Annotated in this window: 9 protein-coding genes; all 9 read right to left on the bottom strand. The window is 64.9% G+C overall.

Going from position 1 to position 15,274, the window contains the following annotated elements:
* Positions 1 to 4: 4 nt before the first annotated feature.
* On the bottom strand, positions 5 to 4,171 hold the full coding sequence (locus JM946_RS18450) for a bifunctional serine/threonine-protein kinase/formylglycine-generating enzyme family protein (RefSeq protein ID WP_203168827.1): 4,167 nt from the start codon (positions 4,169 to 4,171) through the stop codon (positions 5 to 7).
* Positions 4,168 to 4,893, bottom strand: coding sequence for a PP2C family protein-serine/threonine phosphatase (locus tag JM946_RS18455; protein WP_203168828.1), 726 nt, complete (start codon positions 4,891 to 4,893; stop codon positions 4,168 to 4,170). The genes JM946_RS18450 and JM946_RS18455 overlap by 4 nt, the downstream gene beginning before the upstream one ends.
* 11 nt (positions 4,894 to 4,904) lie before the next feature.
* Positions 4,905 to 6,110, bottom strand: coding sequence for a type VI secretion system-associated FHA domain protein TagH (gene tagH, locus JM946_RS18460; RefSeq protein WP_203168829.1), 1,206 nt, complete (start codon positions 6,108 to 6,110; stop codon positions 4,905 to 4,907).
* Positions 6,111 to 6,114: 4 nt separating this feature from the next.
* Complete coding sequence (tagF, locus tag JM946_RS18465) at positions 6,115 to 6,909, bottom strand: type VI secretion system-associated protein TagF (RefSeq protein ID WP_203168830.1); 795 nt, start codon at positions 6,907 to 6,909, stop codon at positions 6,115 to 6,117.
* A 6-nt stretch (positions 6,910 to 6,915) separates the two neighbouring features.
* Positions 6,916 to 10,428, bottom strand: a complete 3,513-nt coding sequence (gene tssM, locus JM946_RS18470; RefSeq protein ID WP_203168831.1) for a type VI secretion system membrane subunit TssM — start codon at positions 10,426 to 10,428, stop codon at positions 6,916 to 6,918.
* A 1-nt stretch (position 10,429) separates the two neighbouring features.
* Positions 10,430 to 11,572 (bottom strand): type IVB secretion system protein IcmH/DotU, encoded by a 1,143-nt coding sequence (gene icmH / locus JM946_RS18475; protein ID WP_218042976.1) that lies wholly within the window; start codon positions 11,570 to 11,572, stop codon positions 10,430 to 10,432.
* Positions 11,573 to 12,053: 481 nt separating this feature from the next.
* Entirely contained in the window at positions 12,054 to 13,388 is a 1,335-nt protein-coding gene (tssK, locus tag JM946_RS18480) for a type VI secretion system baseplate subunit TssK (RefSeq protein WP_203168833.1), read from the bottom strand.
* 10 nt (positions 13,389 to 13,398) lie between these two features.
* Positions 13,399 to 13,893 carry a type VI secretion system lipoprotein TssJ gene (gene tssJ / locus JM946_RS18485; RefSeq protein WP_203168834.1) on the bottom strand — a complete coding sequence of 165 codons (495 nt, stop codon included), beginning with the start codon at positions 13,891 to 13,893 and terminating at the stop codon, positions 13,399 to 13,401.
* A 9-nt stretch (positions 13,894 to 13,902) separates the two neighbouring features.
* Positions 13,903 to 15,255, bottom strand: a complete 1,353-nt coding sequence (gene tagH, locus JM946_RS18490) for a type VI secretion system-associated FHA domain protein TagH (protein WP_203168835.1) — start codon at positions 15,253 to 15,255, stop codon at positions 13,903 to 13,905.
* Positions 15,256 to 15,274: the final 19 nt, after the last annotated feature.

Here is a 15,274-nt window from a genome sequence, read left to right on the forward strand (position 1 = left end):
TGCTTCACCCTATCTCTCGCACGACACGCAGACCGGTGACTGCATCGGCGGCTCCCGTGTGCACGCGCCTTGATTCCGGCGCGCACGCCGACATGCTGTCGCTGTAAGCACCGCCGCGGGCCGCGATGAAACTGTCCCCTACCACCAGCTCCTGCGCGTTGCCGAGATAGTTGTACAGGCCCCATCCGTTTGGCTTACCCGATTGCACAGGTTCGAGCGCTACGCCGCGCACTTTCTTGCCGCCGATCTCGACCGAGCAATTGATGGAGCTGACATCGGCGCTGCCGCCCTGCCCGCTGACCGCATAGGTCCACTCAGCATCGGTGGGCAGTCGGTACACCGCCCCGCTCACGCTCGATAGCCAAGCGACGTAGTTCTGCGCATCTTCGAGCGAGATGCTCGTGACGGGTCGGTCCGCCGCGCCCTCGGGCGCTTTGCATTGGCCGCCGCGCTCACAGTAGAGCGCGTAATCCGCGATGCTGATCTCGGTACGTCCTACCGCGAACACCTTCGTCTCGCCGCCCTCAGGAATCACGACGAGATCGGGACCACGGCCGCCGCCATCTAGCGTGTCGTAACACACCGCCTGCCTGCGCTTGCCATAGCCGGCCAGTTGCGCGGAGCACGGGATCTCCGACTGCATGCGCGTCGGTACAGCGACTTCGGCAACCGGCGCGGACTGCCGAGCGACGGCAACCCGCTGCGTGTCCTTCGTTGTGGACTTCTGCGGTTGCGGCTCTGCCGTCTGATCGTTCGCCACTGGATTCGCGGGTTCGTCTCCCGTGGTGGTTGTCGTGGCCGGCGTGTTTGCAGGCGCGAGATCGTCTGGCTTTGCGGACTGGTTCAAGCTGTCGAGGATGGCTTCGCCGGCGAAGATTTCTTTCATCGCGCGAGTGAGGCGCTCGGATTGAGCCGCGTCACTGCTCGAGCGAATGCGCGCGATCAGATTGCGCGCCAGACGTTGCTTGACCGCGGCTGTCTCGGCGGCATCGAGTCTCGCCAGCCGTTCGAGTTCGCTGCGCGTGGCGCTAACGTCGATCGTGTTCGCGGATTGCAGATTGTTATCAAGCGCCTGATACCGCGCGAAGCGGTCGCGCGCCTCGCCGATGCCCGCCATCGACGGCGCGACTTCGTTGGCGCGCGTGGTGAGCATGATGGCGTTGGCGTAGCGACCTTCCTTGGCCGCGATCGACGCCAATCGCAGATACGCTCCGCCGATCGCCTTCGGTGCTTCGTCGGTAAGGTATGCGTCGTCCTTCGGCAAGTTCTCGCGCAGCTCTGCCAAGGACGCCAGCGCCTCGGTGACTTCGTTCGCGCGTGCTTGGAGCAGCAGCTTGTTCTTGAGCGCTTCCACCTGCGCGAGACGATCACGCTGTTTCGCGGCAGCTTCGCGTGCGGTGCGCGCTTCAGCGAGCAATTGCTGCTCGGTCGACAAAGCCGCAGCTTTGGGCGCATAGGACCGCGCCTGATCGAGCATGCGGCCTGCTTCCGCCAAACGCTGGGCCGCGCGCAGCTCTCGCGATTGTTCGATATAAACATCCGCGGCACGCGCCTTGACCTGCACGACGTACGGATCGGCCGCGGGGACATACACGGCCAGTCGGTGCAACTCCAGTTCGAGTTGCTCGCCCCACTTCGCATCTTTGGCGCCACTCTGCAGCAGCGCGTCGATGCGGGTCTTGATCTGCGCGACGGCAGTATCGCGCGCCGCGGCAGCGCCCTGCGCCGATGCGAGCCGGTCGCGCTGCTGATTGACGAATGTTGTCGGCAGCAGGTCGGCATTGCGAGCGACCAGCTCCAACGCCTCGGCATGCTGACCGTCCTTGGCGAGCTGGGCACTCTGCTCACCCACTTCGCGCTGTGCGAGTTGCTGAACGCGAGCGAGCACGGCGCTGTTCGGCGCGATCGAGCGCAGTTCGCCGATTTCGGCGCGTCTGCCTTCGAGGTCGGCGAGTCGCGCTTGACCGTCGAGCAGAGTGGCCAACGAACCTTCCAGCGTTTGCGCGCGCGTGGCGAGCTGCTGGTCGTTCGCTGCCCGCAAGGCCTGATCGCGCAAGTCGGCGAGCATCGCGTCTCGAGGATCGAACGACAGACCCGCGGTGACCAGTGCTTGCGCGAGTGCTGGATTCTTCGAGTTCAAAGCTTGTGCGGCGGAGAGCACGAATGCGCCCGGCAGTCGCGGATCGCGCAGCAGCCGATTCTCGGCATCGATGCCGCGCAGCGCCGCGAGCACCGTGCCGATGTTTGGCGTGCCCTGCTCATCGATGAGCAGGCCGCGTTTCAAGTAGTCGTCGAATTGGTCGCTCAGCCGCTTGATCTCGTCGTTCTCGCGCGCCACCAGGCGATCGTCGAGATCCTTGACGGCGAGAGAATCCGGCAGGAACGACTGCAACTGCGCGAGCAGCCCGCGGGCGCGCGGGTAGTCGACGTTTGGGCTGTTCGGGTCCGTCGCCGCATTGATGCGATTCTCAAACAGGCTGATGAGCCCGGTGCGAGCGCGATCGTTGAGCATGATCGCCGCGCGTTGTTCGGGAGTGAGCGCCTGCAGTTGCAGCACCACGGCGTCGAGCTCCGCGCCATCGCCCCTGGCAAGCGTGTCGATCAGCGCGCGCTCACGGCGCTTGGCCAGATAGCCTGGCGTAAGCGTGCCGACGATGACGAGCACCGCAATCACTGCGGCTGCGGCGCCGATGTGAGCGCTCGGGCGGCGTTTCCGCGGCAGCAACTCATTGAGGAACTGCAGAGCCGATGCCGTGCGCTGCTCGCGATCGAAAGACAGACCGCGCTTCAGCGCCTTCCATTGATGTCGTTTCAGACCGCGCGGGCGCTTTGCAACCATGTGCTTGTCGCGAGCCTGCACGGCGGACAGACGGTTGAACGGATGCTTGCCGGTCAGCAACTCGTAGGCGACGCACGCGATCGCGTAGACGTCGTCGCGCGGATCGGGCTCGAGACCTTCGATCATCTCGCAGCTTGCGTACGTCGGCGTGAGGGCACCGAGCGTTCCTGGATCGAACAACGTGGTCGAGCCCGACACGTTGTCGGCACGCTTGGCGGCGCGCGCGATACCGAAGTCGAAGACTTTAACGACGCCGTTTTTGGTCAGGAATGCGTTAGCGGGCTTGAAGTCCGAATGCACCACGCCCTGCTCGTGGGCGTAGGCCATGGCGCGGCACATATCGCGCGTGAGTCGCAGCGCGTGCTCGACCGGCAGACCGGTTTCTTCGTTCTCGCGGATGACACGGTCGAGCGACTGGCCTTCGAGCAGCTCCATGACCATGAAAACGTTCGCGCCGTCGCGATCGAAGTCGTACACCGTCACGACGTTCGCGTGCGCGAGATGCTGCGCTTTGCGCGACTCGCGCTGCAGAGCTTTCAGCGACTCGGGATGGCGTCTGAATTCGTCGTTGAGCAGCTTGATCGCGACGTACGGGTTGCGATCCTGCGCTTCTTCTTTGCGCAGATCGCGCGCTTTGAAGACCACGCCCATGCCGCCGCGGCCGAGTTCCTCTTCGAGAACGAAGCGATCTTTGACGACGCTGCCGCTGGTCGGCACCGCCGTGTCGCCGGCCCACAAATTGGGATCGGCCCAGTTCGAACCCGTCGGCCTCGAGCCCGTCGGATAGCCCGTGCCGGTCGGGTATCCCGTGCCGGTGGCTCCGGTCGGATAGCCCGTGATGCCGCCTGTGCCGGTTGCATTGCCGGCGTAATGAGCGCCGCCCGTACCCGTTACATTTCCTGTGTACGGGCTCGCACCGGTTGCATTCCCTGCGTGAACGTTTGCGCCAGGCGCAAGGCCGGGGCTGGCTGGGGGCGCAGCGCGCGGCGCACGGAACTGCGTAGCGTCGTTTGCGACCGGTGGCGACGCCGGCGCGGCCGCGGGCGCGCGAAACTGTGTCTTGTCCCCACTCGCCTGCGGCGGAGTCGCAGGCGCAGGTTCCGGCGCAGCAGCCGCAGACTGACTCTGTTGAAACGTTCGGATCGCCTGAATGAGCGCCGAATACGTCTCACCCGACAGGCGTCCACTACGGTAAACCGCCTCGATGTACGCGCCGTGCGCGGCCGCCAACTGCGGCTGACGCGTCAGCCCGAGCGTGAGCACGCGCTCGAGCTCGGCCACATCCAGCTGGCCGCCCGCATGCGCATCGAGAGCTTGCCGGAACTCGTTCATGCGCCGGAGAACTCCACCACGATGACGGAAACGTTGTCGCTACACGGGCCACCCAGCGCCTGCTTCATCAGCGCTTTACAGGCGCCCTCGGGATCGTTCGCGGTCAAATGCTGAGCCATGTCGTTCTCGGAGAGTTCCCGGTACAGCCCGTCGCTGCACAACAAGTAACGGTCTTTATTGCGCAGCTCGCGTAATTCGATATCGAGATACAACTCCTGCGCACCGCCCACCGCGCGGGTGATGACATTCGAAGCGGCGCTCGACTCGGGCGAGCCACCGTCGATCGCTTCCTGCGCTTCGCTGTGATCACGCGTGATCTGCTCGATGACGCCGCCGCGGCTGCGATACACGCGACTGTCACCGGCCCACACACTGATGCAATGTCGCTCGAACGCGAGCAGCGCGACGATGGTGCTGCCGCTCATGCCGGCGTCGCTCACCAGCGATTCGGCGTACAAGCGTCGATTCACTTCGGTGAGTCGGTCTTCCAGGTCGTCGAGCAGTGCGCTGGGCGAGGCGCGTCGCTCGAAGCCTGCCAGCGATTCGACGATCATTCGACTCGCCACGTCGCCGGCGTTGTGCCCGCCCATGCCGTCCGCCACCACCCACAGGCCGCACGACGACAGATCCAAGATCGAATCTTCGTTGTGCGCGCGAACGTTGCCCTTCGAGGTGGCCGAAGCTCCGCGCCAGGTGAATCCGATCCGTGAAGGTGTAGCCATGGTCGACATACTCAGCGCCTGCGCAGGCGCGCGTCCGCGGCGAGCTTCTGCAAGTGATCGTTGTAGGCACGCGCGAACTCTTCACCGAACAACATCTGAAAATGCGCCTCGCGGTCGCGGTCGATCTCCTCGAAGCGTTCGCGGTACAGCTCCCAGAATTTGCCGCGGCCACCCAGACCGAGCAGCGCGGTGCGCTTCAACTTGCGCTCGTAGACTTCTTCCAGATGCGTGGGATGAAACTTCGCGAGCATCGCGTTGAAGGCGGCGCGTACCCCAGCCAGCACGGCCGCTTGATGAAACGCGGCGTCCTGAAATCCTTCCTCGAAGGCTTCGACGGGCCCGAGGTAGCCGGGATTGCGCTTCACGAACAGGTTGAACAGCGCGTCCTCGGCGTTCATCGAAAACTTCAGCGGATTGTTTTCGACGGGCTTGATGATGGTCAGTGGCAAGCGGAAGGTGTTCTTCACCTCCGCGCGCGACTTCAATACATCCATCAAGCCCTGCACCGCGATGCGCAGGACCGTGCCGAGTTGTTGTTGGATCGCCGGATCGACGCGCGCCGGATCCAGGCCCAGCGACGTAAGAAGATCCGCCGCGCCGGCCGCGACTGCAGGCTGCGGAGTTGGAGGCGGTGTAGGTGCAGCCGCAGGTGCTTGCGCCGGTGGCGGAGCGCTCGGCGGCGGCGTGTGACCCACAGGCCCGCGATTGAAACTCGTGGGCTCCCAATCGTCGGGAATCAGTCCGGCAGCCGGGATCGCCGGCGCGGCCGGTGGCGACGGAGCAGCCATCGGCGGTGGCGGAGGTGGCGACACGGGTATCTCGGAGCGGCCCGCGCCCAGCGCCGCGAGCGGATCGACGGTGCCGAGCCCCACGCCCGGCGGAGTCGCCGGTGTGGTGTCGATGAGCTGCACGATGATTTCGAAGTCGCCGATGTACAACCGATCGCCGTCGTTCAATCGCACGGGCGCGGCGCGCGACACCGCCTTGTCCGGCGCATTGAGGAACGTGCCGTTCGAGCTCGTGTCCTCGAGATAGAACGCGCCGCTCGCAAACCGCACGTTCGCGTGTCGGCTGGAGACGAAGCTATCCGGATCCGGCAGCACCCAATCGTTGCCGGCGACGCGACCGATGGTGCCGCCGCGCTCGTCGAACACTTTGTAGGCGGTCGCGCCCAACGCCGCCGCCTGAGAACTGATGATGCTTAGTGCCAGCAACATGACGTCAGGCCCCAGAGAGAGAAGAGTCCGTGAATCGATGGGCGGCGCCGACACTGGACCAGCTCGATCCGGCCCAATCGCCGGACAGCATGGCGCAAAAGGCGGACGCTTCCGGCAATCCGCGCGAGGTCAGCAAACTCGCGCCGAGCGCACTGGAACCTTCGCTCCACCACAGCGTGAGCGGCTGTGATGCGCGACTCATCTCTCGATAGGCGAGCACATTGATCGCCCGCTGCAGGGACTGCGCGGAGTCCAGCGGCACATGCCATCGGTCCGCCTGGAGGGGAAACGAGCTGTCGCGCATCGCATTCATGAGCGACGCCGACTCGCTCGCGTTCTCTGCCGTGAGTGGCGCGCGCAACTGCGCGACGCGCTCGTCGAATGTGTCGATGTCGAGCGCTTCAGCTTCCAGAGCATCGAGGACCACACCCTCCGCGGCTTCAAACCAAGCGCTCCCGCCACAGGCCACGTCGAGCGGACAAACGCCGGTTTGGAGCGCTGCAACCACAGTGAGGGGGAAATAACGTCCGACCCGATCCACGCTTGGCACGAGAATGCCCGCGTAACGATCCTCGCCGCACACGCCGGAATCGAGCACGAAACGCCACACCGGGCCGGTGAGATACGAGTCGAGCCACGCATCCTGCAAACGTTCCTTGCTCGCGTGCATGCACTCCTGCAGCCACGCGTCCCAGACTTCCACGAATGGCATGGGTGCGCGCCGCTGCAGGAAGTCTCCCCTGCAGGGAAGTTTGCCGTAGAAGCCCGGCTCGTTCGTTGTGCCGTTTGCGGTGCCCATGGTTGGTTACATCGCGCAGCGGAATCCCGCGAGTTCGTCACGCACGAATGGATTGCGGATGGACGCCGCGTCGAGCACCAGCTGCATCGATTTGCCGCCGGCCGCCATCGTCACATTGAGGCGCGTATCCGACACACGCTGGACTTGCGCCTGATCGAGCAGCCGGAACCACGCCCACGGCCCCTGGCGCACGAGGCTCGGGCCACCGCCGCCGGCTGATTCGAAGACGATTGCGGCCTGACCCACCGCGCCGCCCGGCCACGCCATCGAGCTGCTCTGCTGCGGGCCGTGGCGATACTCGAAGCGCTGGCCGTCGAGCTCCAGACTGAAACGAGTAACCGCGACGTCGAGCGAGCCAGGCGTAAGCGTGAAGCGAGCCTCCGGCTGCTGCGAGCCGGCTTTAAAATAAACATCGCGAATGCGACGCGCCTGCTGGAACTGTCGCAGCATGGCTGGCGATCCACCGATGGATGCAGCGCCTGCGCGCCAGGTCCACGGTGTGCGCGATACATCCACGAGCGCGGCGAGATTGTCGCGGAAGAATGTATCGAACGTGCCGTTGTGACCGAACACGCGACCGAAGTCCTGCAACGGCACATCGTTGGCACTGCTGCGATCGAGTGGATAGCGGCCTTCCACCAGCTCACGGCATTCGCGCAGCACCTGTTCTTCATAACGACGCGACAGATCGCCACGGGCCTGGCCCATCGCAATCGATTCGCTGCGCGCGCCGATCTGCGCAACCATGGCGCCAATCGGCTCGGGCAACTGCCGCGCCTGCTGTTGCAGGCTCTTCAGCGCGTCCGCCTGTCCGGACTTCACCACCGCATCCAGAGCGCTCGTGTCGCCCAACCCCGAGCCGATCGATTGCATCTGCGTATGGGTCTGGGCGAGCTTGCCGAGCACGGCATCGATCGGCGCCGCGCCCGGCGGTCCTTGCACCAGCGTGCGAATCGACTCGAAATGTTTGCTCACTGCGGCGCCGGGCTCGGCCGCGCCCGGCGGCGGAGCACCCAGAACGTTGGCAAGCTGCGTCGCCTTCGAGGCAAGCCCCGCGACTGCTGCGCCGGCCGCACCTGCTGGCGGCGTCTCCGCGGCAGGCTTCAACAAGTTTGTATTGTCAGCCGCGGCAGTGAGGAAGCCCTTCAAAGGCGACGCCGGACTGGACAGGATGCCGAGCTGTTCCGTCAGTTCGGCCGCGCTCGAAGTCGGGCGCACTTGCACATCGCGCAGCACGCCATCCCAGGTGCGGATGTAATCCTGCTCGTACAGGTTGATCATTTCGTGCAACAGCACGCCGCTATTGCGCGCATCGAGCAGGTTGCCGCCGAACACCCAGCCATCCGCGGCGAATTGTTTCAGCAGCTCGTATTTGCCGGTGCCGTTCACTTCCTGGAAAACGTCTCGGGTGTAGAGCGCGGGAACAGGCTCGGCCAGCGCGGCGCCGCTGGTGCGCACGAGCACCGCCTCGGCGCTCGGACCGGCGGCGAGATCGAGCCGTAAAGCCCGCTTCTCATCGGCTGCGTAACTCAGCTTGAGTCGGCTGTACATCAACACCGGCAGTGATGCGGTACGCAGCGCGTAGCGCGCCTGCTCGACGAGCTGGGCATCCACCTGCGCAAGACGCATACCGTGCTCGTCGGTCAGTAACTGCGCGAAGTGCTCGCCGAGACGCTCACGCGTATTCGGATCCTGCGGATACATTCGGCGCAGCTCGATGTCGGCCAGCATGCGCAGATGCTCGACATCCCGATGCTCTGCATCGCCGAGCATGAGATATGCCTTGAGGTATTCGTAGAGCCGATCCGGTGCGGCAACGCTCGCACGAACTTGCTCCGCGAAGCGGGCAGCCATCACCGGCAACAGGACATTGTTCAGCTCGCGTAGATACGCTTCGCGCGCCGCTCCGCCCAGCGCCTTGCCCTGATACAAGCCCAGACGCATACGGAACGGCACATCGTTTCGATACTGCTCGGCGGTGTTTGTCACGTCGCGCAGAGCGTCCAGCCGCGGTAACAGAGCTTCCGCGGGAAGCGTGGCTGCATTCGGGCCGAGGCGAGTTGCATCGAGCGTAGCTGCAGAGGCGCCGACAGTGTCGACGTACGTCGCATTCGCCTTGTAACTGAGCGCCAGGCCTGCCAGACCCAGCACCAACACCGCCCCGCATGCGACATACGCGGCCGCCTGCAGGCCGAACTTCCACAATTGCAGTCGGCGATTGACGCCAGCGAGACCGGACTCCTGAAATACGACGTTCTTCAGCAAACGTTCGATGAAGAACGCTTTGCCGCGCCCGGCCGCGGCGGGTGCGACTGCGGCACTCACACCGAACGTGCGCGCGATGCTTCCCAAGACGCGATCGACAGGTGTGCCTTCCTGCGTGCCGCTGGTGAAATACACACCGCGCAAGAGGATCTGCTCTTCGAAATCCGTGGTCGTGAACACTCGACGCAGCAGATCGTTGAGCAGGGGACCGAAGGCCGCCATCTGCTGCGGGAACGCCAGAATGCCGACGCGCCGGCGGGGATCGCGCTCGCTGTCCATCCGCGGCAGCACGCGCTGTTGCAGCCGTTCGATCAGACGCTCGAACTCCTTCTCGAACGTCGCGGGCGCCTGTCCGGCTTCCGTGACCTCGATCGGGAAGGTAGTGCCCCACACCTGCGCGCGCGCGTCCTGCCCGAGCTCGTCGAAGAATTCGGAGAAGCCCGCCACCAGGTCGCACTTGGTCACCAGGAAGTACACCGGCACATCGATGCCGAGCGTGCGCGCGAGCTCGGCCAGCCGCTCGCGGATCGCGATGACGTGACGCTCGCGCTCCTGCTCGCTCGATGTGAGCAGGTCCGAGGCGCTCATCGCGACGATCACACCATTAATGGGCTGCCGGCTACGGAACTTGCGCAGTAGCTGAAGGAACGCGACCCAGCCGGCGGCGTCGGCGCGTGAGTTGGAGTCCTGCGTCGTATAGCGTCCCGCGGTGTCGAGCAGGATGGCCTTATCGGTGAACCACCAGTCGCAATGGCGCGTGCCGCCCACGCCGCGCAGCGCATCTTTGCCGAATTTCTGCGCGAGCGGAAAGTTGAGGCCTGAGTTGACCAGCACCGTGGTCTTGCCGGCGCCCGGCGGCCCGATGATGACGTACCACGGCAGCTCGTAGAGATTTGCCGCGCCTTTCTTTTTCGACTTCTTCAGCGCGTCGATGGCTTCCTCGAAGCGCTTGCGCAATTGCGCGGCATCACCCGCGCGCGCTTCGCCAGCATCGCCGTCCTGACCGCCCGCCCCTTGCGCCACGACTTCGTCGGCGAGCTTGCCGCTCGCGCGAGCGCTGCGCAGCTGTTTCAACAACAGCACGACGACTGCGACGACCACCACGAGCAGGATCGCGACGATCCTTTCCAGCACGCCGTCGAGCGGCCTGAGGTCGGCGAACGCGAAATACGGACCGGCGAACCAGATGAACGCGGCCAGCAGAATCAGTCCGATGGCCAGCACGAAAGAGCGGCTCTTGAGCAGCGCGAGCATGTCAGCCGTCCCTGCGATGAATGATTTCGACGCGCCGATTGCGCGACCGGTTTTCCGGCAGGTCGGCCGGCTCGAAGCGCGGTTCGAGCGCGCCTTTGCCGGCAGTCTCAATGCGACCACCGTTCTGAATATCGCGCGTCAGCAGCTCGGCAACTTGCACGGCGCGCGCGCGTGACAACTCATAGTTGTCTTTGAAGCGCAGCGAGCGCAGCGGTTGATTATCGGTGTGCCCGATGACGACCACGCGACCGGGAACCTGATTCAATGCCGCGCCGATCTCGTGCACCAGGCTCGCATAGCGCTGGTTGATCTGAGTGCTGCCGGAAGCGAACAGATCCGGCACTGCGAGAGTGATGGCCGTGCGCCCGCCCGCCTCATCGAAATAGATCTGACCGCTCGCGATTTGCGCGCTCAACAACTCGCGCAGCCCACTTGCCGGCAGCGGCGCGGCGACGCTTGGCGCGTCGAAAGATTCGAGGCCCACACCCGACAGTGCAGCGTTGACCGGATCGGTTTGCGCGCGCAGCTTCGAGTCGAAATAGAGATAGCCGCCGAGCAGCACCACGGCGCAGGCCGCGGCGACAATCCACAGCGGCACGAAGCGCAACACGGCGTTGCGCCGGTCTTCGACGCCTTTCCAGCGCGGCGACAGCTCCGGCTCCACGCCATCACGCAGACCGGCGATGCGGCCATACAGAGTCTGGCGGATCTCGGCAAGGCGCGAGGCCCCCTGCGGATCCAATCGATATTTGCCTTCAAACCCGAGCGCGAGACACACATACAGCAGTTCCAGCAATGCCAGATAGCGCTGCGGCGTGCCGGACACTCGGTCCAGGATCTGGAAGAACTTTTCGCCGCCCGATGCCTCGCGATGGAATGTCACGAGCAACGATTGCGAGGCCCAGCCGCCCTGCGCGCCCCACGGTGTGTTGAGCACGGCTTCGTCAACGACGGTGCACAACGCGTAACGTGCAGCCAGCACGTCTTCAGCAGGAATCTCCGCGCGACGCGCGCGATCTTCAAACGCGCTCATTTCCTGCATCGCCTGGCGACGCAAGGCATCTATGTCTGCAGGCGCGATCTGTCCGCGCAATCGGCCAGCGAGCAACAACAAAGGCACCGCCGCTTGCACCAGCGGATTCACCGCCACGCCTGGCAACTGCGCGATCGCCTCGGAGGTCGCCGGTGCATACGCGCCATGCTGACCCGCCGCCGCATGCGCGCCCGGCGAGAGTTGACCCGCCCCGAATCCTCCTGACGAATGCGGTGTAGACGCCGACCCATATCCTCCTGGCGCAGGCGGAGCCGAGGCCGACCCGTATGCTCCTGACGAAGGCTGACCAGACGCCGCCCCATATCCACCCGACGCAGGCGGAACGGATGTCGACCCGTATGCTCCTGGCGAAGGCGGAGCAGAAGGCGAACCGTATCCTCCGGGCGAAGGCTGCCCGGGCACCGCGCCGTATCCTCCGGGCGCAGGCTGACCCGGCACGGGCGCGTATCCACCCGGCGCAGGCTGGCTTTGCGGCGGCGTGGGCTTGCGCCCCACGCCGGGACGCGGCCGTAAGATTGTTACATCGCGTGGCGCGAGCGGATCGTCCGGCGTGTTGTTCTGGCTCATGCGCTCACCCGCGGATTGCCCAGAATTCCATGGCGAGGTTCGGGAACTCGCCGGCCTGATGAATGGCGATGCCGCCCGAGCTCTTCAGCATGCGCCACAACTCGTTGGCGCGATCCAGCTCGAAATAGGCGAAGCCCGCGTGATACGGAATCTGCCGAGGCGCGACCGCCATCGCCTGCAGACCGATGCCGGGTAACTGCAAATTGACCAAGTCGCGGATCTTCTCGACCGGACCGATCTTGAGCTGCGCGGGAAAACGCCGGCGCAACTCTTCCGCCGGCATATCCGCGTGCGCGGCGAGCACGAACGCCGCCGTATCGAACAAAGTCGGGTCAGCCACGGTGGCGACACTGATGCCGAACTTCTTGTGTGCCAGAGGAATCGCAATCGCCGTCTGCTCCATGACCACACTCAGACACGAGCGCAGCGCGTTGATCACGGGCTCGAAGCTCGCGTTCAACGCATCGTGGCGATACGGAGGAAACTGCGGCGGACGACGCGCGGCGGCGGTCAACGTCGACAGCTCACCGGTCATCTCGAGCAGCAAGCGATACAGCTCTTCCGGATGACACACAGCGTTGGCGGCGAGATGGGTCGCGACCGGCGCATAACGATTCACCACCTGCAGCATCAGGAAGTCGGCGATCTCGGCCGCGCCGCCCCGACCTGTCGCCACGGCGCGCGCCGCAAGCGCTTCGCCGCGTTGATGCAGCAGGCCCTGCAATTCCGTGAGGAAGGTTGCGAGACGTGAGGCCGCGCCGGTCTTCAACACTGTCGGCATGAATCGATCATCGAGCACGACTTGTCCGTCGGCACGACGCTCGACGACATGCGCAAGCGGAATCTGCGCAAAGTCCTCGCGCGGTTCGTTTTGTGACATCAGACGGGTGTTGAGCGCGCCGACCGTCAGCTCCGTGGCGACCGCGGAGTCGGAGTTAATGTCGCGCGTCTCGTAATCACGACTGCGATAGCGCGTCAGCTCCACGCCGTTCGGCTGGCGCGAGGACAACAAAGCCCCCGACTTCTTCAACGGCACCGCGAGGCAGATCAGTTGATCGCGCATTTGCGCGCCGATCTCGAGCGGCGCCGGCAGCGGCTCGTTCTCCGGCATCGTGAACGGGGTGCCGTCTGGAAACACCCCGCGCGCGCGACGCAGACCGAGCTTGCCGATGGCGAGCAGGTCGCGCTCGATCTCGACTTCCGTGAAGCCCCAGGAATACGCGCGCAGCCCGGCGACGCGCCCTTCCAGGTGGCTCTCCAGGTAGCGTTCCTGCTGCTGGAAATGCTGTGGCCGCAGGAACAAGCCTTCGGACCAAACGACGCGATTGTTCTCTGACATGGCTCGGTTCTCAATCTTTGACGGACAGCGCCACGGCGTTCTTGTCGACGGTGATCGTGACGCCATCTTTGCCGAGCAGATCCATGAGCGTCTTCGCCGGCGCTCGCGTCAGCGCGCGCCACTGCGCGGCGCGAATGTCACGGAAGGCCGCGAGCACGCCGAGGTAGCTCGTCTGCGCATTCAAAGGAATCTCCAGTTCGCGCGTCTCGCCGGGCGAGAGCACATACTCTTCGCGCGCGACCAGGCTCTCGCCGAGCACTTCTTTTTCCTTCGAGTACAGATCGAAGAATTCAGCGCCGGCGAACGCGCCATCGGCGCGCAATTGATAGACACGCACCACGATGGGCGAGGAACGGCCGGATTCGTCGGGATTCACCTGCTCGCTCGCGACGAGGCGCGCACGCGCGGGCTCGGGCTTCGGCGGCTTCGAAGCGCATGCCGAGAGCAGGCATGCGAGCAAACATGCAACCAGTCGAGGCGTCGAACGGAATAGCGCTTTATCCATTGCCCCACCTCAACGCGGCGTGCGCCCGCGCTTGAGCACCGCGAGCTGTTGTTCATAGGCGCGCGCGAACTCCTCGCCAAACAACCGGCGAAACGTTTCATCGCGGTCCGCGGCCATTTCTCGAAAACGCTCCGTGTACATCTCCCAGTGCCTGGCGCCGCCGCCAAACAGGCCGCGCCGCCCCTGCCTGGAAAAGACCTCTTCCAATTGCTCGGGATCGAAGCGGCTCATCAAGTGATCGAAGCCGGCGCGCACGCCGACCAGCATCGCAAGCTGATGAAAGCGCACATCGCTGAAGGCGTCGTCGAATGCTTCCTGCGGCGGCAGGTACGCCGGATTGCGCCGGCCGAACAGATTGGCAAGCGCATCCTCGGCATTCGCCGCGAACTTGAGCGGATTGTTCTCAGAGACCTTGACCTGCGTCACCGGCATGCGGAACTCGGTCTTGATCTCCGATCGCGCGCGTAACACCTCGATCAGTCCTTGCACCACACTGCGCATGATGGTGCCGAGGACGGCCGATGTATCCGAAGGAACAGTCGCAGGATCGACGCCAGCCGCGCGAAGGAAGGCATTCCAGTCGAACGCCCCCGCATCGCCTTCGCCAGCAGATGCAGCTGCAGGCACATGCGCCACCGGCGCAGGACGCGCGGGCGGCGGAGTCGGCGCTACGGGCCGTGAACTCACCGCGGGCGAGACGGCCGGAGGCACAGGCGGCGCGGGCTGCAGTTTCGATCGATTGAACGATGTCTTATCCCAATCTTCCGGAATTGCCTGCGAAGCGCTCGGCGCGCCGAAAGGTGCGATGGGCGTCGGCGCAAAGTGATCGGACAAGGCGGAGGAATGATTCCACGGCTGATCCGGAATGCGCGGCGCGGGCGCTGGAGCGGCGCCGCCCAGATTCAATTGTTTGAGCGGATCCAGATCTTCCGCCTGAGGCAGATCGATGAGGGATGCGACCGGCCGCGCCTCGGGCGGGTTGACCACCGGCATATCGAGTGGCGCAGCGGCGCGTGCCGGCGCGGCGGGCGATTCCACAGGCGGCGTCGCCGACGTCGTGACGACGAGCTCGAACTCGTCGATGAATACCTTGTCGCCGTTCTTGAGCGGATAAGGCTCGTTGCGCGGCAGGACCAGCTCCGGATTGTTGACCGCGATGCCGTTGGTGCCGACGCCCTCGATGAAAAAGACGCCGTTGATGAAGCGCACCGTGGCGTGATGACGGTGCACGCCCACGCCGGTCAACACCATCTGGTTTTCGGGCGCGCGCCCGATCCGCCCGCCATCGACGGAGAACACCTGGCGACGCGCGCCGCCCAGCGCGGCGGCATTGGCGCTCGTAACTTCGAGGGTCAGGTACATGACGAGCGCCTATACCCGA

Source organism: Steroidobacter gossypii (assembly GCF_016801985.1).
GTDB lineage: Bacteria > Pseudomonadota > Gammaproteobacteria > Steroidobacterales > Steroidobacteraceae > Steroidobacter > Steroidobacter gossypii.